The sequence below is a fragment of the Leptospira kobayashii genome (assembly GCF_003114835.2).
Taxonomy (GTDB): Bacteria; Spirochaetota; Leptospiria; order Leptospirales; family Leptospiraceae; genus Leptospira_A; species Leptospira_A kobayashii.
The window spans coordinates 50,217-74,708 of the sequence record NZ_AP025029.1 but is presented as its reverse complement, the minus strand read 5'-3'; the positions used below and the strand labels follow the sequence as shown (position 1 = coordinate 74,708).

The 24,492-nt window shown below is 40.8% G+C and carries 18 protein-coding genes; 13 read left to right on the top strand and 5 right to left on the bottom strand.

Annotated elements, in window-relative coordinates:
• Positions 1–40: 40 nt before the first annotated feature.
• Positions 41–2,365: a sensor histidine kinase gene (locus tag DI077_RS18590; protein WP_109022442.1), complete on the top strand. Its 2,325-nt coding sequence runs from the start codon at positions 41–43 to the stop codon at positions 2,363–2,365.
• Here the strand turns inward: DI077_RS18590 and DI077_RS18585 are convergent.
• Positions 2,352–3,161: a magnesium transporter gene (locus DI077_RS18585; RefSeq protein WP_109022474.1), complete on the bottom strand. Its 810-nt coding sequence runs from the start codon at positions 3,159–3,161 to the stop codon at positions 2,352–2,354. The genes DI077_RS18590 and DI077_RS18585 overlap by 14 nt on opposite strands.
• An 89-nt stretch (positions 3,162–3,250) precedes the next feature.
• Here DI077_RS18585 and DI077_RS18580 point away from each other — a divergent pair, with 89 nt between their 5' ends.
• Together DI077_RS18580 and DI077_RS18575 are read left to right on the top strand one after the other, a co-directional pair.
• The gene (locus tag DI077_RS18580; protein ID WP_109022443.1) at positions 3,251–4,453 is read left to right on the top strand and encodes an AZOBR_p60025 family cell surface glycopolymer formation protein; all 1,203 of its coding nucleotides are present in this window, start codon (positions 3,251–3,253) and stop codon (positions 4,451–4,453) included.
• Positions 4,450–5,286: a 1,4-dihydroxy-6-naphtoate synthase gene (locus DI077_RS18575; protein WP_109022444.1), complete on the top strand. Its 837-nt coding sequence runs from the start codon at positions 4,450–4,452 to the stop codon at positions 5,284–5,286. Before DI077_RS18580 ends, DI077_RS18575 begins: the two co-directional genes overlap by 4 nt.
• On the opposite strand, the gene DI077_RS18570 is transcribed toward DI077_RS18575, so the two are convergent.
• The 4 genes from DI077_RS18570 to DI077_RS18555 form a co-directional block, all read right to left on the bottom strand.
• Positions 5,269–7,779: a discoidin domain-containing protein gene (locus DI077_RS18570; RefSeq protein ID WP_109022475.1), complete on the bottom strand. Its 2,511-nt coding sequence runs from the start codon at positions 7,777–7,779 to the stop codon at positions 5,269–5,271. The two genes, DI077_RS18575 and DI077_RS18570, sit on opposite strands and share 18 nt — an antisense overlap.
• Before the next feature lie 47 nt (positions 7,780–7,826).
• Entirely contained in the window at positions 7,827–8,741 is a 915-nt protein-coding gene (locus tag DI077_RS18565) for a helix-turn-helix domain-containing protein (protein WP_242935462.1), read from the bottom strand.
• Between the two features lie 341 nt (positions 8,742–9,082).
• Positions 9,083–9,907: a ParB/RepB/Spo0J family partition protein gene (locus DI077_RS18560; protein ID WP_109022445.1), complete on the bottom strand. Its 825-nt coding sequence runs from the start codon at positions 9,905–9,907 to the stop codon at positions 9,083–9,085.
• Positions 9,891–10,643, bottom strand: coding sequence for a ParA family protein (locus tag DI077_RS18555; protein ID WP_109022446.1), 753 nt, complete (start codon positions 10,641–10,643; stop codon positions 9,891–9,893). Before DI077_RS18555 ends, DI077_RS18560 begins: the two co-directional genes overlap by 17 nt.
• A 225-nt stretch (positions 10,644–10,868) precedes the next feature.
• Here DI077_RS18555 and DI077_RS18550 point away from each other — a divergent pair, with 225 nt between their 5' ends.
• The 10 genes from DI077_RS18550 (at position 10,869) to omp85 (ending at position 24,450) form a co-directional block, all read left to right on the top strand.
• Positions 10,869–12,176, top strand: coding sequence for a helix-turn-helix domain-containing protein (locus DI077_RS18550; protein ID WP_109022447.1), 1,308 nt, complete (start codon positions 10,869–10,871; stop codon positions 12,174–12,176).
• A gap of 2 nt (positions 12,177–12,178) precedes the next feature.
• Positions 12,179–13,180 carry a hypothetical protein gene (locus DI077_RS18545; RefSeq protein ID WP_109022448.1) on the top strand — a complete coding sequence of 334 codons (1,002 nt, stop codon included), beginning with the start codon at positions 12,179–12,181 and terminating at the stop codon, positions 13,178–13,180.
• Between the two features lie 622 nt (positions 13,181–13,802).
• A complete protein-coding gene (locus DI077_RS18540; RefSeq protein ID WP_109022451.1) occupies positions 13,803–14,216 on the top strand; it encodes a phosphatidylinositol phospholipase in 414 nt (137 codons plus the stop codon).
• 844 nt (positions 14,217–15,060) lie between these two features.
• Positions 15,061–15,279, top strand: a complete 219-nt coding sequence (locus DI077_RS18535) for a hypothetical protein (protein WP_109022477.1) — start codon at positions 15,061–15,063, stop codon at positions 15,277–15,279.
• Between the two features lie 330 nt (positions 15,280–15,609).
• Positions 15,610–16,917, top strand: coding sequence for an MBOAT family O-acyltransferase (locus tag DI077_RS18530; RefSeq protein ID WP_278321696.1), 1,308 nt, complete (start codon positions 15,610–15,612; stop codon positions 16,915–16,917).
• The gene (locus DI077_RS18525) at positions 16,917–18,455 is read left to right on the top strand and encodes a hypothetical protein (RefSeq protein WP_174705674.1); all 1,539 of its coding nucleotides are present in this window, start codon (positions 16,917–16,919) and stop codon (positions 18,453–18,455) included. The genes DI077_RS18530 and DI077_RS18525 overlap by 1 nt, the downstream gene beginning before the upstream one ends.
• A 37-nt stretch (positions 18,456–18,492) precedes the next feature.
• Positions 18,493–19,545: an aspartate-semialdehyde dehydrogenase gene (gene asd / locus DI077_RS18520; protein ID WP_109022453.1), complete on the top strand. Its 1,053-nt coding sequence runs from the start codon at positions 18,493–18,495 to the stop codon at positions 19,543–19,545.
• Positions 19,546–19,558: 13 nt separating this feature from the next.
• Positions 19,559–21,529, top strand: a complete 1,971-nt coding sequence (locus DI077_RS18515; RefSeq protein WP_109022454.1) for a hypothetical protein — start codon at positions 19,559–19,561, stop codon at positions 21,527–21,529.
• A gap of 6 nt (positions 21,530–21,535) precedes the next feature.
• Positions 21,536–22,969: a pyruvate kinase gene (gene pyk, locus DI077_RS18510; protein ID WP_109022455.1), complete on the top strand. Its 1,434-nt coding sequence runs from the start codon at positions 21,536–21,538 to the stop codon at positions 22,967–22,969.
• A gap of 20 nt (positions 22,970–22,989) precedes the next feature.
• Positions 22,990–24,450: an Omp85 family outer membrane protein gene (gene omp85 / locus DI077_RS18505; RefSeq protein ID WP_242935461.1), complete on the top strand. Its 1,461-nt coding sequence runs from the start codon at positions 22,990–22,992 to the stop codon at positions 24,448–24,450.
• The last annotated feature ends 42 nt before the right edge of the window (positions 24,451–24,492 follow it).

Sequence of the window (24,492 nt, the reverse complement as noted above, 5' to 3'; positions counted from 1 at the left end):
ACGATTCCTATTTCTGGAATCGTTGGTCTAAGGGTTCTTTGTGATCAATATCTGTATTACCAGCCGACTTTCCTCCTTACCGATTGTAATCGCATATAAAAAGGGATTTTTTGAAGAGTTTGACACAAAAGTATCCCTTCATGTCAATACGCATCACAAAGGAGTACTCGCTCTTTTGGAATCGGGTAGAATCGAAGCGGGAGAGGTCCCCACGATTTCCTACTTGCAGGAATCATTTCTAAAAAAATCGAAAATCAAACGAATTTACAAAGGTCTTTTTCTTTATCATTCGCCTCTGTCTTTTTATTCAAGATTCCGGTTTCAAGCGGAAGACCTGACCCGTAACAAAGCATACTTCATTCCAGTCCCTCACATCAATTCCGTTGAACGCTTGTTCGCCGAGAAATTCCTGGAGGAATATGCTCCTTATAATCCGGTAAAAATCCGATTTATGGATACTCCCGGATTTTTAGAAGAAAAGGAGTTTCAAAAACCAAGTTGTTTGGGAATCTCTTCCGATCCGTTCCTCAGTCCGTTTTTAAAAAACTATCACGACTTCAAAGAAGATACTCAATTATCGTTACTCCAATCGGAAGATCTAGTGCCTTCCACCTTACTCGCATTTAGCGGCGATTGCATTTTGAAAACAGGAAGAAGTGCATCCGGAGTACTTCTGGCAGTCAAAAAAGCGATAGATTTTATCAACGAAAACGCCAAAAACAATTCCCCTAAAATCTGGGAAGATCTTAATCTGACACAGTTTTACCCTCACCTACGCGCGGGAGACTTAAAATCGATCTTATTCCCTCATCCGTTGATTGAGAAAGGAATCTTTTCTTATCAGGGAAACGTAGAATCAATGTATCCTCTTCTGAAAGATACGTATTTTCGTGTGATACGGAGAGTATTGACTCCGGAAGTAGTGAAACCGGTTCTTGACTTTTCGGAAATCCTGGAAGCACTGGAACCGAAAAAATTATTCGACGTAAGAAAACTCACAAGCTTTCAAAAAGGGGGAGCGGACAAACAATATGCTCCCGCACTCATCAATTATCGCAAGTTAAACGCTATTAGGCACTTGATTGTGGATGTAAATTCGGTAACACTCGATATCTTGCAGGGAAATTTCTCATCCAGACTCAACACGGACGAAACATTACTTCTGGACAATAGGGTAAAATATCTCATCAATTCGATGTTAGACTCCTTCAACTCCACACTCGAATTGCAAAGAGAAGAAATCGCAGAATTGGAAAATCTGATTTCTATTTTGGAAATTAAATTGGATAGGTCGGCAGTCGATCTCCAGTATTCAGAAGAAAAATACCGCTATCTGTTTGAATTTTCCCGCGAAGCAATTGCGCTTGTGGATGCGGAAACAGGGAATATACTCGAAGGGAATCATCAGTTCAGAAGTCTAACAGGCTACACACGAGGAGATCTGACAAAAACGACAATTGAAGATATAATACTCGGAGACCAGATAGCACCTCAGCTCAAATTCGGAACAAACTTATCCCAAGATGCGATGTTGTCTCTGCCCGACGTGGACATTCTTTTGAAAGACGGCTCAAAGTTAAGTGTGGATTTGAGTTTTACCTCCATTCTACTATCACCGAAAAAAAGATATCAAGTACAATTCCGGCCCAATCAGGAAAGAAAAGAGCAGGAAAGACTTCAACATGAATTTATTTCCAATATCAGTCATGAATTAAGAAGTCCCATGACGAACATAAAAGGATATTTGGAATTTTTCAAGACTGACAAAACTCTGGCATATAACAACGAACATAAGAACATGCTGGAAGTGATTGAAAAGAACGTAAAAAGACTCAGCTTCTTGATTGAAAATATGCTAAAACTCACCACCTCCAGAGAAAAAGATGCTCCGGAAGAAGTGGTCGAAATATTCGATCCTGTACCTGTTATTGAAGACGTCATTCATATGAATTCCCATCTTGCAAAAGGAAAGGCAATTGAATGGGAACTTCGCTTGAAGAAAGGATTATACTTGAAAGGAATCCGGTTCGAATTTTCTCAAATCATCACGAATCTATACATCAACGCACTCAAGTACACCATGAAAGGTAAAGTTTCCCTCTCATTGGAAGAAGTGAACGGCAAGATAGAAATTATAGTTAAAGATTCGGGAATAGGAATTGATCCGAATTATAAAAACCAAATCTTTGATCGGTTCTTCAGAATCCCGTCCTCGGATAATAAAAAAATCGGAGGAACTGGCCTTGGTTTATCAATCGTAAAGTCATTGATAGAGAAGATGAATGGAGAAATTTTCGTGGAAAGCAAATTGGGGCAGGGGAGTACTTTCAAAGTCATACTCCCTAAAACTTCTATTTCTTCTTAGAAGTTTTTTTCGCTTTTTTCTTAACCGGTGGTTTCGTTTTTGATTTATTCTTTGCAAGTGAAGAAGAAGTGGCGGTTCTCTTAGTATGGATCACTTCGGGAATCTTTTTCTGACTTAATTCCATTTTAGAAATCAGGAAAGATAGTTCCAACATCTCTTTAGTTCCCAATAAGTGAAGTAGTTCCAAAGCCTTTACCATTCCTAGTTTTCCGAAAATGGAAAGAGTGTTTTCAACACCGAAAAATTTCATAATCACCGGAAGTTCTTCCAATCCTCTTGTTTTGATCCAACGTTTGCAATCTGCAACCGTCATCTCACCTACAAGAAGAAGTACAGAATGTACATCCGACTCTTTCACAAGCCAAAGAAATTCTTTCATGGAAATCTCTTTCAAAAGTGCGATAGCCTTTTCAATTCCCAAACTTTTGAGAATTTCAACACTCGTCTCCTTTCCCAAGGTGACCGCAAGCAAACTAACATCGGCAGGTGGAATGCTCCTGGATACAAGCGCCAAGTCTGCCATCGGCAAAGAATGAATAAAGTAAACCAGATCTTCGTCCGTATTCTCTTTTATCATTTCAACCAAGATTCTTTCAGGAATCTGATTCACCAATTCCACAACCGTATCTTCGCTTAATTTCTTAGTAAGTTCGATCAATCTCTCTTTCGGAACTTTACCCGTGAGAGAAAGAAGTTTTTCATAACCCAAACTCTTCAAAATCTGGAAGGATTTTTTGGGACCGAGTTTTTCTAAATACTGATAAACGTTTTGAATGGTAACTAGAACTTCTTTCATAAAGGGAAACTGTGACACAAGTTTAAGGAAAGGGGAGGGAATTCCAGAGAAATTCCTTGCTTCTTTATGAATTTTTTTAAAATGGAAGAGTGAAACGATTCTGGTTCCCCATCTCTTTTTTAGCATTCCTTGTTTTGGAAATTTTGCTCATTTTGATCAAAACCAAACCCTATGGTTATTCTCTTTCTTCTCTCATAGGCATTTGGGACGGATTTGCGGAGATCAACCCGGGTGCAGTAGATTCCGATTTTGTAATCTTTCGGGCGGGGGGATATGACGGACAATTCTTCTATTTGGTCGCCAAATCCTTGTTTACCGACTTAAGCTGGGATTTGATTGTGGATTCTTATTTTTTCCGATTGCACAGAATCGGATTCTCTTTTATAGTCGGATCTTTTTCATCCTTAATCGGGTTCGAATATTATGCATGGATCGCTATTCTCATTTTAAATATAGCCTTTTTGGCTTCTTATTATGTTTTGCATTCTCTTCTTCCCGGGGACAAAAAATTCTATTCTCTGTTGTATCTATTTTCCCCCTATTCTTTGAATTCAAATCTGTTGCTTGTAGCGGATGGTTTTTTCGCATCCTTGGTGATTCTTGGGACATTCTTTTATTTAAAATTGAATAAGACCTATTTTGATGAAATTCTATCCGTATTGTTTTTAACCTTGGCAATCTTCACAAGAGAGCTTGGAATCTTTCTTCTTTTACCGATTGTATTCCAATCCATTCTTGCAAAAAACCGGAAACAAACTTTTATCTTTGTATTACCTTTATTCTGCTTTGTATTTTTTCTCATTTGGACTTGGAGTATCTCTCCCAACCATTTAGGAACCAATCCTTTGGGATTCAGGGATATGACGGATTTTCCCCTCTATGGTTTTATCAAAAGCTTTTACGACAACGGAAGATTTCACCTATCCGCAAAGGAATCCGTAAAACTTTTGTTATTTGCTCAATATCTATTGCTTTTTGCTTATATTTTAAAAAAGATTTGGGATCTTTTTCAAAGTTTGGAAAGTCTAATTCGTACAAAGGAATTGCTGTTCATTCTTCCGATCCTTGCTACCTTAGGAATCATTTCCATAGCGGAAGAAGGTTATTGGCGTTCTTTTGACAATTTATCCAGAATGTTCACTTTATCTTTGCCGTTAGTCATCTACCTTCACACCCGAAAACCAAATCGTATTTCCGGAATCTTTTTAGGTTCGTCGCTTTTACTTTTTGTTTTTCTGATTTTACGAATTACCTTGCTCACTCAAGGAAAGGATTTTTATCTATCACCATGATTTCCATTGCTTATTCCCCTTGTCCGAACGATACGTTCCTTTTCTATCATCTGGTCCGTGACAAATCCCAAATCTTGGAAGTAAAAGAAGAGTTATGGGACGTTGAAAATTTAAACGAGTTTGCAAGACTTGGAAAATATCCGGTTACCAAAATCTCCTTCGCTGCCTATTTTTCGGTCATCGACAAATACATTCTACTGGAAACCGGTTCGGCTTTAGGAAGAGGGTGTGGCCCCTTGGTAGTTCGAAAAAAAGGGAACAAAACCGAGCTAAAAGAAGGGTCTTCCATTTTGGTTCCGGGCCAGCTTACAACCGCTAACCTCTTACTTTCTCTTTATACCAACGGGACTCAAGTGTCCAAACCGCTTCGTTATGATAAAATCATTCCCAGTCTACTTTCGGGAGAAGCGGATTTGGGAGTGATCATTCACGAAGAAAGATTCACTTACGAAGCAAGAGGATTGGAAAAAGTGATCGATCTGGGGGAATGGTGGGAAACTTATACAGGATCTCCCATCCCGCTTGGTGCGATCGCCATTCGCCGTGACATACCCAAAGAAGATGCGTTTTTATTCCAAGATAGATTGCGTGATAGCTTGAAAATGGCATATACGGAACCGAAGGAAATGTTCGATTATATAAGAGAAAATTCGCAAAACAAAGAAGATGCGGTCATCCGTTCCCATATAGATCTTTATGTAAACGAATACACGAAGGCATTAGGGAACGAAGGTCATAAGGCAATTACCTCTCTTTATGAGAGGGCCATTGCCGCAGGCTTTTTACCAAAGGAAAAAACCGGTTATCCTCTTTTCTTAGGAGAGAGAAATTAGACAAAGAATCGATGCTTTGTCTTTTTTACAAGGCTCCAATGCCTTGCCGACCAACATGCCCGGCTTGATTCGATTCGGATCCGCTTTGATCGCATGGCCGGAAGCAAGTCCCGATACAAGCAAATCACCCGGTGAAATAGAACCTTGCGATGCATCTACATGCAGTTTTGCAATTCCTAAAAAAGCCACCAATGCATATTCTAAACCTTTGCTTTCCTTTCCAAACACAAGCCCTGCACTTCCTACACAAATTCCGATAACATTGGTAGAGTAGGGGTGTTTTGACCGGGAAAGCACCAAAGACTCGTCCGTTCCCACAAGCAAATCGCCCGGTGTGACTACATCCTTTTGATCCAGTCTGAAAAAGCGGGCGATACATTCTTCTTGCCCGTCTCTGGAAACTCTAACGTTTCCATTGAAAAAAGAATCACCTAATGCATGTATTGCTTTTCCGGAACCTGCCCATTCTTTTTCCAAAACGCCTGTTCCGTTTGCAAAAACAGCATAACCGGATTGAGAAATAAATTGCCCGCCGGGAGCAGATCCACCAATACCCAGTATACCCGCATTGCCCGATCCGTCTTTTCCTTTGGAAAGCCCGATCACTCCGATTTTTTCCGAAAATCCGAATACTCCCTGTCCATTGGAAATTCCGACTACCGCCGATCCATCGGCAGTATTTTTTCCAAAGATGATAGCATCATTTTGAGGAGGAGGAACCAGGCCTTTGGAAGGTGAGGAAGTTTCGCCATTGATCCGAAGAAGTCCGGTATGTGAATTAAAATCATGTTCTTTTGCCGCATAATCATGCGTATGCGGTTTTGGATTTCTTGCGTCGGACAATCTCGGGTCGTCAGCTAAAACCACTCGCCCGGACACACTCTCTCCCTGTTTCGAAAGAGTGACAATTCCAGCCCGGTCGAAATCAGCAGGTAACAGTCGTTTATCGTCCCCTTGCACAACAACACCAGACTTGTTTTCTCCCGAATGAGCAAGTTGCACAATCCCGTATTCTTCCGTATTTGCACGACGAAGTCGTTTATCCGTTGCTTGTACTACAGTGTCCGATTCTTCTCCCCCATTGGAGGACAATCTTACGATTCCCTTTGCAGTAGTAGTCGCATCTTTCAAACGAGGATCATCCCCGGTCACAACTTTATCGTGCGCTACTTCACCAGACTCTGCCAATTGCACAAGACCCGTCGCTTTTTTCGTCGCGACTCTTAATCTTGAATCATTTCCTTGTACTGCAACTCCCGGCCTTGTTTCCCCATCAAGGGCTAGCTCGACAATCCCCGCATGATCTGTAGATGCGGTTCGCAATCTTTCATCATCGGATTGGACAACGAGTCCCGGTCTAGATTCTCCGGTTCTTGCCAAACGAACAAGTCCGTGAGTGATCTCCGTTGCAATTTTTAATCTTTTATCATTACCCTGAACGACTACACCTGCTTTCTCTTCGCCGTCTGACGCAAGTTCTACGATTCCGCGATATTCCGTCGTTGCATCCCGCAGTCTTCTATCATTTGACTGAACGACTACGCCTTCTTTTACTTCCCCGTCCACTGCCAATCGAATGATCCCGGAACGAAGAACCGAAGCATAAGGGAGAGGTTCCCGTGCAGGTCCGCCGTAATCTTTTTTATCAGGACTTGAATAGAATTCAACTTCGATGACTTCGGTTACATATTCTTTCTTAGTTTGGACTTTTTCCTGGATGAAGATCAATTTCAAAAATCGCAAATTGACCGGAGAAAATCTCCACTTATACCACATCCCCGGTTCCGACAAAAAGGAATTCTCTTCGTGTAACTGATGCCAGGTGAGATCGTCTTCACTATAATAAGCTATAAATCTTTCGGGAAAATTCGTGATCGGATCATTTTTCGTCAACATTCGGATTTCTTCCACACGGTTGACTGTTCCGAGATCAAAAACCAAATATTCCTCTTCCGGCTCTTCCTTTTTCTTGGAACACCATCCATAATCAGGTCTTGTATCGATTAGATTCTCTTTGACCCAAAGCCGATCCAGTTCCGAACTTGCTTGAATTTTGGCAATTCCGGTAATCAGGATTCTCAGATTTCCAAAACTGATTCTGTTTTTTCCGTTATTGGCTTTTCTGGAAATTTTGGAAACGAATTTCACGTAACGGGCGCTAGTCAACGAAAACAGCCATTTGGCGGAAGTTTTAAATGACTTTCGGAATGCGGATTCCTGTAAAATAGGCTCCCAATATTTTCCATCGTGAGAAAGTTCAAAACGGAAAGAGTCCGGGAAATAATCTAAACCTTCGCTTCCGGGTAAAAGTTCGATTCCGTTGAAATAAACTGGTTCACCAAATTCGAAGATAATGGATGATAATCCAGCTTGATCTTTTTCTTCAAAAAAGGAGAAAAATTCGTCGTTTTTAAGTTCAAAACGACCCGTAGTTTTTACGGACCGGATTGGCAACGAGTAGGGGTGACTGACTCGGATAAGGTTGTCTTTCATGAATGCTAACTTGCTTCCTTCCAAAAATTCCTATTTTTCTACCAGGTCTATCGAATTTCGGACAGACGTGATCCTTCTTCTTCACTTGAAAATAGCACAAGCAGAGACGGTTTTGATTTTTCTGTGAAGTATTTTTGGATAATCTGTCTGGAAAACCCGGATACTTTCGATTGAACGATTAAAACTTTTCCATCTACATTGATTTTTAATTTTTCCAAATCTTGCCAAGTAGATGGAGATAACTGATGGCTGGCCCAATCCAAAAATCCGAGCCAAGAAGCTGGATGGGGGAGGGAAGGATCTGCCCCTATATTGTGCTTAAAATCAAGCACTTCTTTATTTCTTTCCGCAACAATCTTTTTACAAGATCCCTTTAAATACTCGAAGTTTCCTTCCATTTGAATAGCTTGCGCATGGGAATAAGCTTGAAAAGCAATCTCCGTTCCAAAAAGCCCGATCAATTGCTCCAAGAATCCATTGGCTTTTTCTTCCTTAATTTTTTCCGGCCCTTCGGGTTTATCCCATTGGTTTGTATTAGATATAGTTATATTAATATGGTTTGGGGATACATTTTCACCCCTCTCGTTGGCCGATTCGTTCCCCTCAGGGGCATACACTCCTACCCCGGAGAGAGGGATATTTCGAACCCCCAGAGGGGTAATTTTAGAACCCTCGTAGTTGAAAGAAAAGTAATACTTTGTAGAAGTCCTTCCTTTGCCCGGAACTTGGAATAATAGGCCCGCCTGGGTGAGTTCTTTTTTCGCATGCACTATGGATTTTTTGGTTTTAAAACCGGTCAAACGCATCAATGTCTCTGTATTTGGCCAGACTGGCTTGAAGGTTTTATCGCTGAACTTCAAAAGTACAGGGTATAGGGTTTTAGCGGCACTGGACAGATTGGCCCAGACACCAGAGTCTATTATATCCGTCATTAAACGGATATAAGGATGGTATTCGTTCATCCTTCTCCCCCTTCGAAAGAAAAAATCTGCAAAAACTGAACTAAATTTAAGCAAAAATTCGAAGGGAGTTGACATTATTTGACATAATGTTAATTATGTCTCATCCAACAACATTCCTTCGGGAAAGCCCGACCCCCTGGATGACCAGGGGATTTTTTTATTTGGTCGGATACAATTCCACCTAAGTCCTCACTCTATTTTTTAGAGAACCTAGTACTTAAAGTTCGTTTACTATATTATGTCACATTGTCAGTACTTCTGATCCAATGTCAAGTTCGTACCCGAACTTTCTCAGAATTCCTGAAAATTTTTTCCTCAGTACTTGACAAGCAAGTACATGTTTAGGTGATGGCCGAGTCGCCGAATTTTTTTGAGATTTCCTTTCGGATGAATTTTAAGATTTCGCCTAATAGAATTTCGTCTTCCGATTGGATGATGATGGAATTTCCGGATCGTTTCAATTTGTATTGAGAGGGGAGTCTTCTTTGGGATTCGATTGGTTTTTCTATAGATTGCTTATTGAAATCTTTGGCATCCCGAACCGTCTTCAATTGTCCTTTGCTGTACAAATCTAAAAAGTCGGAAAGAGCTCCTTTTTTTGACGCTTGGGCTGCTTGGACCAAAAGGTTTTTGTTTTGGATATCCAGCGAACGGCAACGATCCAGGTCTTTTTTTTCCATACCCGCAATGGACAAAACTTCGGACATATAACTTCTACTTTTCCCAAACATATCCCCTAGGTCTGCATCTGTATAATTATGAGCCGATTTCAAAAAAACCAATGCTTCTACTTCTTCATAGGGAGATAGATTTTCTCTTTGCAGGTTTTCTATAATGGCTAATTTATAAATTTCGTTTTGGGGACGATCCAGGATCTTGCATTCGATTTCCAGCCATCCCAAGGATTTTGCTGCATGGAACCTTCTTTCCCCAGCGATAATTTTGTAATTACCGTCACCCCTTCCTTTGGAAACAACGATCGGTTGCAGTAGCCCGTCCGCTTTTAGGGAGGCGGCGAGTTCATCGATTCCTTTTTTTCTTTCTTGTCTGGGTTGATGTTCGGAAGGCTCGATTTTATCTAATTTAATCGTTCGGATGGTTCCGTCTAAATTTTCCGATTGGTAGATATCGGCGAGTGTCCCAAGTCTTTTACTTTTTAAGCTCACGTAATACCTCCTCTAAAAATCCTTCATACTCTTGCGATTGGCGAGAGGATTTATTGTAATCGTAAACTGATTTTTTTGCCAAATGGCTTTCCCCGATGGCAACACCGTCCGAAATCGTGTGATCAAAAATTCGGAAGTATTTTCCTAATACGGGCAAAATAGTTTTGGTAAGCAGAGTTTGAGGCTTCAGTTGAGTGATGAGCGCTCCAAGTATCTCCAGATCAGGATTGATTCTTTTTTTGATGGAAGAAATGGTTTGCTGGAGCCCCATAATTCCATCCATGGAAAATTTTTCCGCCTGAAGAGGGATGAGTACAAAATTGGAAGCGACTAGGCTATTTACCGTGAAAATGGAAAGAGAAGGGGGGCAATCTATGATAATGAAATCAAATTCGCCTAACCCTTGCATGGCGTCTCTCAAAATGTAGGGTGCCTCTACGGAATTTACGGAAACCGTTTCCATTTCCGCCAAACGTAAGCTAGATGGGGCAATCCACATATATTCGTTATACGCTGGCAAAATAATATCTTTCAGTTTTACGGAATTTTGAAATAAATGCGCAAGATCTTTGTCTACTGATTCCGGATTCACGAAAATTCCTGTAGAATTTGCCTGAGGATCCATGTCGACTAGAAGGGTTTTAAAATTTCTTCGCGCAAGACCCATTGCGAGATTCAAGGATGTGGTTGTTTTTCCTTCTCCTCCCTTTTGGTTTGCCACTGCAATCGTTATCATTTTACTAAAATTTCCTTCCGTTTTGGTATCGTTTCTTGAGAAAAATAAGCTAGCAATTGAATTTTAAAATTTATCTAAAAAAATAAAAATCGCTACTCACTTGCATTGTCGGACATCCGACATACCAAAAATTAGTAAAAACTATCTCGTGGATTCTTGTCGGACGTCCGACATTCAAAGCGGTACGTACTTGACAAAGTGATTAAATTTAAACAGTTTCATAAAATGTCCCCAGGGATTCAGGCAATATTATTCTCAAAAATAGAAGGTAGAAAATGGATAGAAACTATCCTTCCTTCTGCATGGGGGGAGCTTTGCCAAGTCCTGGAAGCAAGGGCGGGAATTGTAGTTTTAAAATCCCCGGAAGAAGATTCTTATTATGAAAGCGCATCCTTTGGATACGGGGAAGACGGATTTTTTTATTCCTTTCTGACTCGGGAAGGAAGACATTGGGACGAAGTAATGGGCTCCGATTTGCCCTGCCATTTTTCCGGAAAAGAGTTTGAGCTTTTTGGGAAAAATGGGGATGCAAAAGTATTTAGAATCCAATCCGCCGGTAAATCGGTTGGATTCCTTTTGATGGAATGGGAAGAAGAAAAGGGTGAAATCATAGATACTTTTCTATATTTATTTTCTGAGAAAATAGGAAAGGAATGGGGAAATTTTCCTGCCCGGTCTGCCGAACCGATTCAAGTTCAGGTCTCTACTCAGCCGGCCGTTTTGAAATTAATCCCTAATTGGGAAGAGCGGATTCTTGCGTTGGAATCTAAAAAGATCATTACGATTTTGGGTCCTAGTGGAAGTGGGAAAAAAACTTTTTCAAAATGGATCCATTCCAAACTTCGGCCAGGATCTCCATTTTTAGTATTAGGCTCTTTGCCCGAAAATTTGGGTAAATTGGAAAAAGCATTATCTGATTGGGGGAGAGAAGCAAGTCAGGGAAGTTTGGTATTTTTATCACCAAAATCCTGGAGTCTCGGCCAACAGAAAATTGTTCTGGATTGGCTAGATTCTGGCGGATTCAACGGACTGGTTTTCTTTATTGATCGTAATGAACCAAAAGAAGAAATGCTACCTGCTTTCGAAAGAATGATTTTGAAAGACAAAATTCTTATTCCGGGATTTGATTTTTTACCAAAAGAAGTTCTTTTGGAAATTGCAAATTCACTCTTTCAGGAATTGGCAATCAGTCAAAATCGTAACGGAATTTTACTTAGCCAGGAAGCACTTTTATCAGTAAAGTTGCGTGATTTTCCGTCTAATTTTTCTGACTTAAAAAACTTGTTTTTGTCTTCGATTTTAAGGTCAAAAACAAGAGAAATCAGTCTCACCGATTTGGGTGAGGAAAACGTAGATGTGCGGATTTTGGACAATGAAGATTTAGACTTGCGGAGGGGAATCCAAGCCTTAGAAAGGCAGAAGATTCTACTTGCTACAAGAATATTTTCCGGAAACCAAATCCGGATGGCAAAAGCGCTTGGGATTTCTAGAGGGTCATTGCAATACAAAATGAAACAGCTTGGTCTTTTATAAATATGGATGATTCGGTCTACGAAGAAAGGAAAACCCCGGGAGGGTATTTGGTAAAGGTTCGCCTTTCCAAAATGACCTACGTCGTTTTTACAGATTTGGGGCCGGAAGTTCCCAAGGGTTCCAAAAACAATTCCATTGTCGTCCTCGTCCCAAAAGTCGGTTTCTTTGGTGAAGACTTTGATCTTTCCCATTTTCATTCGGGGGAACTTTCCTTTGTAAATGTGAAAGCTGGGAAAATGGTCATTCCCTACCAACATGGGTTTTCCAACGAAATCAAAACTATATTTTTAGGAACGGGCAGCCAAAGCGATGCTCTTCCTGTCATTATCTATCACTATCGAAATAAAGAAGAATTGATGAATGCCTGGGAATCAGGGGAGCAGGTTCAGTATCTTGTTGTTGATGAAGAAATCCCCAGATCTGAGATGGTGACTTTCAAAATTCGTTATCCTAGCTTGAATATCCTGGTGATCAAAAAAAAGATCAATACCGCAGCAGCAGAAAGTCTCGCCGCAACCGGTTCCAAAGAAGATAAGGGAATCGTAGATTATGAAAAGGTCCGTGCGACCGATGTTACTAAAAATCAGAACTTAAATATGTTCAGTGAAAATCCTGTCTTCCTTGCTCGGATCCATTTGAGAGCGATGGACCTGGATAAGGTAAAACAACTTCTTTTGGATTTTCACCTTTCCTCTCAAGATGTCTCTTTCATTCGGACTTTCCTGGACGTAATGATTCGAAACGAATACCAAAAAGAAGAACTCGAAGCCGCCAAAGAAAAATTGAAAGCAATGAACGAAGCTTTCCGATTGGCCGTATTAATTCTGGAATTTAAAGTAGAAGAATTTGAAAGAGAATTGGATCGGATTTTCTCTGCAGATATTTCCAGCATGATTTATGCCTTACTTGCCAAAGAACAAGAATCGGCCACGGACATTGAGAAAGAAATTGTGCTCTGGGAATGGAAACTCCGATCCAAAGCCCTTGTGCTGATCAGCAGCTAATTTCCCCGAAAAATACAGAAAAAAGCTTTCTTTTTTGGTAAAATAGGGGATATTTGTGACAAATCTCTATGTTTTTGCAGAAAAAGAATACAAATTTGGCACGGTTTTTGCTAATGAAATTGGCTTTTGCTAGTTTCCTGGCAATTGTATTTGTTCCTACTTTTTCTCTCTTCGCTTTTGACTCTTCCTTGCCCACCATCATCCCTGTGGACGAACTTCTCACTCCTATACAACTTGTGGATGGAGTGGTTTCCTATGTAACTGTTCCCGATACCGAAGAGTCACTTAGCCTTTCTTCCTCTTCTCTCCCATGCGAAGATTTACAAACTTTTCAGGAAGAAACCAAAAAAGTAATTTCTATTGATGCGAATCTTTTTCGTGAAAATTCCAGTCTTTCTCCGGGGACCATTTCAGCAGCTCGACGGTCATCGGCCACGATTTTGAAAGGAGGAAAAGAAGTCTTTCGGTTGGAAACTTCCGGAGATTCAATGGAGAGCCGTAAGGCTGAAATTTCAAAAGGACTGATTATTTTCTCCGGGCTTTCATTGCAAAACGAGAGGACTCTTGGGCAATTCTCCTTAAATTCGATTGCCAATCTAAGTCCCGTTGCTTTTCTGGGGATATGTCTCAACCCAAGCGAGTTGCCTTCCAAAAATTTACCAATGCGATGCGGAAGCTTTCTGTCGAAGTCAATGATACAGAAATTTGCAAAAGACTCGATATCCTTATGGCAACCAGCAAGGACGACCTTCCCTTGGCCCAGGTCAATCAACTGCTTGCCGACCCGAAGTCCTTCGATCCAAGAGCAATTCCTGAGCCATATACACAGTATGTCCGACATTTTATTTACATGGTTAAAAGAAACGGAAGGCTCCCGAGTGAATCCAGAGTTAGTTTTGGGGATGGGGACGAAGAAGGCCATTCTCGCACCAAATCTGATAGTTTAGCCAAAAAAGGCAGTCAGTCTTCTAAAACTTCCAAAAGCACATCACCTGCTAAAAAATCAGCCTCCAAAAAGGCCGCAAAAAAGAAATAAACCAATCAAGCCGATTCTTCCTGTGCACTCTACAGGGAGAATTGACAAAAATAGACATAATTCATTACTTTCTCTCCATACACCCTAAACTTAAGCAAAATCATCAATTCTGCCTATTTTTAGGCATTAAATCGAATCTTAAAAAGAAAAGTTTAATTGCCGCATTCCTGGCTTTCTTTTTTGCCTAAAATTCAGCAATTATCTCAAAAACTGTTAAATAAAATAATCGCCCGGGGAAGGGCAATAAAATAGGGCAGATCCAAAAAGTGCCTTCTTTTGGTAAGCATTCTTGAGGTCCGCCCTCTGTCGGTCAGGCCATTTCAAGTCATTTGATGGCTGAAATAGGGCCAGAAAAGCGGGTTTTCGGGGACCATTTCTGCAGAATAGAATGAAAAAATCAAGGATAGAGTATGGGCATCACTAGGGTAAAATCCCAGGAAAAACATAAAAAAGGGATTAGAAATATCGGCAGTTAGCGAACTGCCTGGTTCTGGTCAGTGATCAGTGGTTAGGACAAAATATTGCAATTCCTTAAGGAATGGAACAAAACAAGCAGTTTGAGGCATTCTTCAGAAGGATAAATAAGTAGAGTGATTTTCGGTGATTTAAGGCGAATTTTTCAAGTTAGTCCGGGCGCCGAAAAATCGTCATTTCCGTAAAAAGCCCCAATGGAGCGCACAGCTAAAGATGGTTTTCGGTGGAATCCGGAGCAGCGCGGGATATTTGAAAAATTGAGCATTCTGCTGACAAAATGGCATGTGTAGGAAAGATTCATGATCCTGAAAAAAAGGCAGCTCACCGAAAAGGGCTTTACGGGCAGTATTTGCACAGTTCTCTGCTTTCTATGGCTGAAACGATAAGATTGCGAGTGAAGTGCCACGCTTGCTCTAATTTGATAGAAGGTACTGCGAAATATGGGGCCGGACATTACGTTCCGGAAGGCGTTTCCTTTGAATTTGTGGCAGTTGGTAAGGTGGAAGGCCCTCAAGGAGGCAGACGCGTAAAGGCAGAAGTCACTTGTACCTGCCCAAACTGTGGAGTGAAGTGCAAATACAATGTTTAAGTGGGTAGATTTGCCTAAAAATAGGCATAATAATGCCAAATTTGCAAAGATGATTTGCTGCTGGTTCGCCAGTTTACTGCATAATATTAATCAAATAAATAGTTAAAAATAATCCAGATAATGATTTTTACTACTCCAATTTATGTTATTTTTTTCTTGATCGTTTTCATTGCTAGATGGCTTGTTCCGTTTTGTTTAAGGAAATTTGGAGTTTTTAAAAATAAGCCGATAATTGATCAATTTATAATCAGTTTTTTACTTATTTTTAGTCTTTTATTTTATTCTGCCTGGGACTCTCGCTTTGTTTTGCTGTTGGTCTGGGTCTCGGTTGTGGACTTTGTCTGTGGACAAGCAATCGGAAGATCTTTCGATCCTTTTCGAAGAAAATTCTTTCTTTGGATTTCGTTGGGAAACGGCTTAGGGGTTCTTTCTGTTTTTAAGTATTTAAATTTTTTCAGTGAAAATTATCATATTTTAGCTGAATTTTTGGGTGTGGAGGCTCATTTGCCTTTGCTTCAGGTCATTTTGCCTGTTGGGATTTCTTTTTATATTTTTCAGTCCATCTCCTACACTGTAGATGTTTTTCGAAAGGAAATTGAACCCGAGTCCAATTATTTGCATTATTTGTTGTTTCTTTCCTTTTTTCCGCAGTTGGTAGCGGGGCCTATTGTAACCGCGAAAGAATTTCTCCCTCAGATTCGAAATCCTAAGTCATTTTCTGAAATTCCCCTAGCCTTCGGAGTCTTTTTGATCCTTCTCGGGGCCTTGAAAAAATCGGTTTTGGCGGATCATTTAGCCAACACTTCCGATTTTGCATTTTCACACCCGAAAGATCTTTCCCCATCTTTTTTATGGTGGGGGGTGCTGTCCTATGCGGGGCAGATCTACTGCGATTTTTCCGGGTATACGGATATCGCCCAGGGTTCGGCACTTATCCTGGGTTTCCGATTGCCTGAGAATTTCAGGATGCCTTACCTTGCAAAAGGATTCTCCGAATTCTGGACCAAGTGGCATATGTCCCTTTCCGGGTGGTTACGTTCCTATCTTTACATTCCTTTGGGTGGAAACAGGAAAGGTGGATTTCGAACGAATTTTAATTTGATGGTGGTCATGTTGCTCGGCGGACTATGGCATGGAGCTAGTTGGAATTTTGTTTTCTGGGGCGGTGGTCATGGGTTGCTACTTGTGATGGAAAGGCTGTTTTTCAAAAGAAAGGAAAATCCCTCTGTCGGTTCTGCTTTCAATGCCTCGTTTATTTTCGGTTATGTGGTGAAACTAAAGTTAGTTCTTTTGCAGCTATTTACATTCATTTCAGTAATCTTGCTCTGGATTTTTTTCAGAAGTCCCGATTTTACCGTTTCCCTGTGCTATCTACAGGGTCTTTTCTCCAAAAACGGGATAATTACCATTCCTCATGCCATATTTTTAAGTACTGCATGGTGCCTATTTGCATTGGTAGCGGGCCATTGGATCGGACAGAAGTATTTTAAAACCAATGCGGAAATGGAAGAAAGATTGGAGAATTTATTCCGATCCGAATGGAAAGTCATAGCGTTTGGAGCCTTATTTTCATTGGCTTTTATCGCTATCGTACTACTTTCAGCCAAGGGGCAACCGTTTGTGTATTTTGTATTCTGATGAAATCATTAAAAACACGTTTTATACTCATTCTCTCGATCATTTTTTCCATAGTATTATTTGATTGGGCATTGTTTCGAAAAGGACAGTTTTTTCTTCCGAACGAATCCCCATGGAATACGAATCATTTTTTTAATTTTCTATATGAATACAATCGAGTGGCAAACGAGCCGAAGACAAAACCTAGGATTCTTATTTTAGGAAGTTCGATCGCTTATTATTCTTTCGATGCGGAGCTGCTTTCCAAAGAACTTTTGAAAAAAACGGGAAAGGAATATGAGGTGGTCTATCTTGCTTACGCAGGAAACAGCCCGCTTTATGTTTATTTGCTTTTGGATTGGCTTTTTCCTTTGCAGCCGGATTTGGTTGTTTACCCGATCAATTTTATCGACTTGCGCCTTCATCGAACGTATGTTATGTTCCCGGACGGTTCGAATGAGACTGTAGACGAAGGGGAATTGATCCGGGATGCACTTACATTCGAGGAGGCACCTCAATCCTTATGGGTATTTCCCAAAGAAACATTGCGTGAAGTCGGATCATCCATGTCTTATGAAAAGAGGGCGAAATACCTGATCTCCTATGTATTCGGGTTTTATCGTTACCAAGACATTTACCTGAATAATCTGAACAATCTTTACCAACATAGGTTCGGGAGAAATACAAGTTATCATGCTTATGCAGGAGTGCCCATTCCGGAAGGAATTAATACTCTCGGATGGACCAAAGAATCTTTTTCGTTTCTGCCCATAGACAAAATGAAAAAAGAGAAAGACGGATTTTGGATCGAGGTGACCGAATTTTTATTGGAAAACGGTCCTGTTTCCCTACATATCCGAAACTCCCTAGGGAAATCCCAAACGGTGGTTTTGGATCATACAGGTTGGGTGAAGATCGGACTATCTTCGGATTTTTATTCTCCCCTCCTGCCTGTGACTGCAAAACTTTCTCGTGTTTGGTATGCGAACAAGGCAAGAGGCGCCTATCTGGATTATCATTATGATCCCATGGGGGTTCGTCTTCAGCAAACATTCGGTTTGGAATCTCCCCGCCAAGGAATGCAATACAAAAGGGAACCTAGGAGCGAGGATGATCGTTACGTTCACATGGAAGATAAGGAGTACGAATCGTATTTTTATTACCGGCTGCTAGAAGGTTTGGACCAACGTCCGGGGATTGGCTACTTAGTTGCTTTGGAAAGAGCCAAGAAGAGGATTGCGAAGGAGAAATTTAAGCCGATCTTTCATCTGAATTATTTAAAAAAAATTGCAAATCGGTTTCAAGAGAGTGGCATTCCCATCCTAATTATCAATAATCCTGAAAATCCTATCTCCCTGGATTGGTACGAATCCTCAGAATGGTATAACGATTATTTGGCTTACTTGAAATCTCTTTCTTCCCCGAATGTTTTCTTTAGGGATATGAGACGCGAACTTCCCATGCAGGGATTTTCTGACTTTCATCATTTTACTTATTTAGGAATGGAGCAAATGAATCCGATTTATGTGAGAGAGATCGGAAATATCTTTTCTAAATAGGGTCAATCCCAGACCTTACGAATAGGTAAGGAAATTTATGGAAAAAATTAAGGTAGGGGTTCTGGGAGCAACTGGCTCCGTGGGACAAAGATTCATTCAATTATTGGAGAATCACCCTTTTTTCACCGTGACTCATCTTGCAGCTTCAGAGAAGAGCGCAGGAAAGACTTACGGTGAGGTGATGAAGTCGCGTTGGAAAATTTCAAGCGATATACCGGCGTATGCAAAGGACATCGTTATCACCTTACCAAAACCGACGGATACTAAGGGCGTGCAACTCGTGTTTAGCGGTCTTGACTCGTCTATCGCAGGTGAGGTGGAAACCGAATATGCAGAAAGCGGTGTGATCGTAATTTCCAATTCAAAAAACCATAGAATGGATCCCCATGTCCCGCTTATGTCGGCAGAGGTGAATTCGGAACATTTGGAAGTTTTAAAATCACAAAAAACATCCGGCAAGATCATTACAAATTCCAATTGTACGATTATGGGTGTGACCATTTCTCTTAAACCTTTGCATGATAAATACGGAATCGAATCCGTGATGTTATTTTCCATGCAGGCGATTTCCGGTGCAGGTTATCCGGGAGTTCCTACTATGGACATACTTGGAAACGTAGTTCCATACATCAGCGGGGAAGAAGACAAGGCGGAAATAGAACCGCAAAAATGTTTGGGAACCGTAGAGAACGGACAAATCAAATCAGCATCCTTTGCAATTTCGGCTCATTGCAATCGCGTTCCTGTTTTCGACGGGCATACTGTTTGTGTGTCCGTTAAGTTTAAGAAAAAACCATCCAAAGAAGATATATTGAAAACCTGGAAGGAATTTTCAGGAGAACCGCAGAAACTAGATCTTCCTTTGGCACCAAAACAACCGATCGTCTACCGGGAAGAAGCGGATAGGCCGCAACCGAGATTGGATTTGGACACAGGGCGAGGAATGGCAACGGTCGTTGGACGACTTCGGGAAGATAGTATCCTGGATTGGAAATGGGTTGTTCTCTCGCATAACACCATCCGTGGAGCTGCCGGAGCTGCGCTTTTAAATGCGGAACTCCTTTATAAAAAAGGATTAATTTCGTCATAAAGACAAGTAAACTATGTTAGATCCGAATCTCCCCGAACTAAGAGTATTTGATTACACTGCCTGCCTTCAGAAAGTGCAGGCGATGGATTCCCGGGGAGATTTTTCTTTTAAGGGGATTTACAAGGTTCTGCTTGTGATCTTCGAATGGACTGATAAATTTCTTCAAAATAAAGTTTTGCCGAATACCGAACAGATTGAACGGGATAGTTCCGTGGATCGGGACAGGATCGAAGCATATGTAAACGATCTTTGTTTCAAACAAAACCCTCCTATTTTGAAAAAATTGAATGTATTGGAATTTCATCCCAATGAGCCGGGTGATCCTGAAAATGCACGTACATACCTGAAGCATAATACCGTGTTTGCTAGACCTACAACGGCAGACGGGGGAACCGCCTTTCGTTATGCATTAGGTTTGAACGAACATTCCGTAGTAGCGATCAAATCCTGGTTTGAAGAAAAAAGAAAATATTCCGGCAAAGAGAAAATGAAGAAAGTGATCAAGGCGGCAGTGGATGCAAACCGCCTCTTTGATACCTATGCTGCAACCGAAATAGGAAACTTATTTCAGTGTCCTTATGATAAGACAAAGCCTCAAAAAGATGCTACGATTGTGATCCATTTGAAGCCTGTCTTGAAACAATTGGTGGATGATAAGATTCTTTTCTTTTTCAGAAATGATGCGGCAAGCAGACCCGGAAATAAATCCGTTTTCATTTATAATAAACCGAACGAGATTGCCGATAGATATGATGCTTATGTGGATTACGTGAAAAACACGATTTACCCCGCATTGCAGAAGTTAGGCGTCATGGGGAATCTTTCGGAAGAAGTGTGGAATTCGCCGAGAGCCACTCTCACTGAGATTTTGGGTTATATGAATGACTCTTACGGCGACCAAAAAACCCTGATTGAAGAAACTCTTGTTCTAAACGAGATTATAGAGAAAGACAGGGAAAAAGAAGAAAAACAAAAAAGAAAACAGCAAGTGGAAGACTTGATGCTCTTTTTGGAGCAGGCAGGTCGGATTGTGGAGTTGAATCAACTTCGAGTCAGTGGCGAGCCGCTCAGTGATGAGTTTCGCGCTATCCTCATGTCGCAGAATGATTTGTTGTACGCGGAATATGCGGATCGCAAAATTTATAACGAATTTATCTTACATAAAGGTTGCGTACAACAAGCGATCGAATCTGCAAAACGCAGTTTCGCAACCAAACGGAATGATTTGGAAATCAGGGTATTAAACGTGATGAATGTAACCGTTCATTTGATGGAAGAAGGACCTAAGAGAATATTCGAAGAAATCGAAGCACAAAGTCTGTTCCAGTTTTTGCCTTTTTTAACCAAACTCTGGAGAATGATGATCGGCTCCAATACGGTTCATAAACACGAAATCCCCGCGATCAAAGCCAGGCTGCAACAGCAATTGAACAAGGATTTGGTGGCACAAAAGAATATTAAAATCGCGCAGGAAAAAGAAAGGATCGTAAGAGCGAGACTCAAGGAAAAGGAAGTTCAGGAAAAAGAGGGCGAAAAACAAACAAAATCTTCTTCGGATAACGATTCCGATTCGGAACCGGTAAAACAAGGTACACCGGAAGAAGAAAAAAAATGGAAGGAATCCATGGAGTCTATTGTCCGTATTTTGGATGAGGCTTGGGATTTCGGAATCTATCCTGATAGGGAATACGTCTTAACAAAGTTAAGTGGTGCTTATACCGAGGAAAATCTGATTTTTTTCCTTAAAAAGTTCGGAGGGAAGGAAATCTATTCTTTTCCGGTTCGTAACCAAAGGGAAAAATTTCCATGGCCCATCCTGGTATCCGCTTCTTATTTGAAACGCCAGGGGAAACGCCTTTTGGAGAAAGTAAGCGAAGAGAGCAATCGTCAAAGAAATGAAAAATTCCCAAACCAAGAAAAGTTTGACATTGCTGAATCTTTGTTAGAATTTTTAAATAGAATATTACCTCGTCTTAAACCGTAACAAAAAATGCCCGCAATAGAAAATCTCAGAGCTAGAAAAACAAAAATCATATGTACGATCGGTCCCGCTTCTTCTTCAAAAGATGTGATTCGCCAACTTGCCGAAGCAGGAATGAATATCGCAAGAATCAACATGTCTCATGGGGATATTGAAGGTCATAGAAAAGTCATTCGTACCATTAAATCTCTCAATAAAGACGAACTACACAAACATCCTATTTCCATATTATTGGATACGCAAGGGCCTGAGATCCGAACAGGAGATGTAAAAAACGACTTACATTTGAAAGTCGGTGAAACTTTTACATTTCATATCATTCCCGGAATGGAAGCGGAGGCACAAAGTGTATTTGTAAATTACCGGGATATTGTAAAGGATTTGAAGGTAGGGGATAAGGTTACGGTTGATAACGGACTTATCAATTTAGCAGTCCAGGAAATTAGAGAAAACGAACTCGTTTGTACTGTGTTAGATGGCGGGAAGTTGGGTTCCCGTAAACATATCAACCTGCCTGGGATTCGGGTAAACCTACCTTCCATTACTCCGAAGGATTTGAAAGATATTCTATTCGGATTGGAAGAAGATATCGATTTTGTAGCTTTATCTTTCGTACGTTCTCCCGAAGACGTAAGACAACTTCGCGGAATTATCGAAGAAAAAAATCATCACGCGCAGATTATATCCAAGATAGAAGATCAGGAAGGACTTCGTAATTTGGATGAGATCATCCGCGAATCCGACGGGATCATGGTTGCTCGCGGAGATTTGGGTGTTGAAATTGAGATCGAAGAACTACCGATCGTTCAAAGAAGGATCATCAAACGTTGCCAGGAAGAGGGTAAACGAGTGATTGTTGCCACCCACTTACTTGAATCTATGATTCAAAACCCTTCTCCTACCCGGGCGGAAGTGACTGATGTTGCCAATGCAGTTTATGAAGAAGCGGATGCGATTATGTTATCCGGAGAATCTGCAGTCGGAAAATATCCTATTCGCTGTGTCGAGATGATGGATAAGATCGCCCGTAGGATGGAAGCTTCGATTAACTTAGGTATGGCGGCAAACAGAAAGCCTAAAGACAAAAAAGAAGAAATGGCAAAATCAGCATCCAATCTTGCCGATTCTTTACAATCGCCTGCGATTATCGTGATTACTAGAAGAGGGATTACCGCAAATAACGTCGCTTCCTTTCACCCGAAACATTCCATTATTCATGCATTTACCAATATGACATCTGTTCGCCGGAAGCTTTGGATGACTCGTGGAGTAATTCCTTATCGGGTGGATTTTTCATCTGATCCGGAAAAAACGATTAAACTTGCTATCCAAACTTTGGAGAATAACGGTTTTCTAAGACCCGGTGAAAAAGTTGTCATTCTCTCCGATATCATTGCCGGGGAAGATAGGGTAGAAACCATTCAAGTTCGCGAAGCCAAATAAATACGTGAAGGTATAGTCTTTTGCAAAGATTCAAATTGCTTAAGCCTTGCCTGATCTTATCAATATATTATTTCCTCAGTGTCGGCCTTTTTGCTCAAACCCAGGACTTGGATAAACCGCAAGATAAACCTAAAATCCAAGAACCGATCCCATCTTGGATCGGCGACTTTAAGAAACTGGATGCAAAGGAACTTGCAGGTAAAAGAGAAGGCTGGTATGCGACAGGCCTTCCTTTAATTGGAAATGATGCCGTTTCCGGAAAAGGAGGGGGGCTGATCGCCAATCTTTTTTATAACGGCAAAAAGGATTCTCCTTCTTTTCAATACACACCTTACGAGTATTCGATTTCTACCGGTGCTTATAATAGTACGCGAGGCACTCAGAATTACTTTGTATCCTTGGATGCTCCTTATTTTTTAGATTCCCCTTATCGTTTGAAGACTTTTGTCGGTCACGATACCAATTTACACAATCAATACTTCGGCTTGGGTAGTTCTTCTCTTGCACCGTTAAAATATTCCGACAGGAACCAACCGGACGGAGAGATGCATCGGAATGCGAGTTATACAGACTTTGAATCGGCTAATTCTTATTATACGTCCAAAGGAGTAGGTCGGGAAGCTGTTTCTACACAAAGAAAAAATGAGTATCGTTTTGAGACTACGTACGCGCAATTTTTTTTAGATAAGACGATACATAAAATATTCAGGCTTTGGGGCGGGGCTGAATTCTCTAAAAACATAGTTAGGCGTTATGATGGTGAATGGACGAAGGCGAAAGATCCTTATTTTGGGGTGGATGTTCCCGTTCAGGAAGATATTTCCGATATTTCCAGAGATGCCAGTCGAGGGAAATTAATCGGAGAAAAAGGTGGAAATCTAAATTATCTTCGGGGAGGAATTGCGTATGATACTCGTGATTATGAACCGGACCCGGATAGCGGATGGTTGATTGAGTATAATTTTAATCGGGCGGAAAGGATGATAGGTTCCGATTTTTCCTATCTAAGGCATATGGTGCAAGCCAAGAATTTTTGGCAACCTTTCCCACATTACTTTGAAGAGTTGGTGATCGCCCAACGTGTTGCTTTGACAAGAATCGATGGTAATGTACCTTTTTTTGAATATAGATATTTATACTCGATTGACGGTCCTATGGGAGCCTTAGGTGGTCAGAATACTCTTAGAGGTTACAGACAGGAAAGATTTTACGGGCCTGTTATGGGATTTTATAATTTCGAACTTAGGTGGAGATTTGCCAGTTTTGAATTATGGGACCAGAATTTTCAAGTGAGCCTTGTGCCTTTTTATGATATAGGTCAAGTTTGGGATAGAATGCGTGAAATCTCTACGCAAGGTTACAAACATTCACGAGGTATGGGTATGCGCATCATTTGGGACCAAGCAACTGTTATATTGATGGATATGGCTTTTTCAAAGGAAGATTCTCTTTTTTATTTGGATATGGGTCATACGTTTTAAAGGTTCGCCTTTTGTTTTGGCAAAAAGGCGAACTTTTGTTAA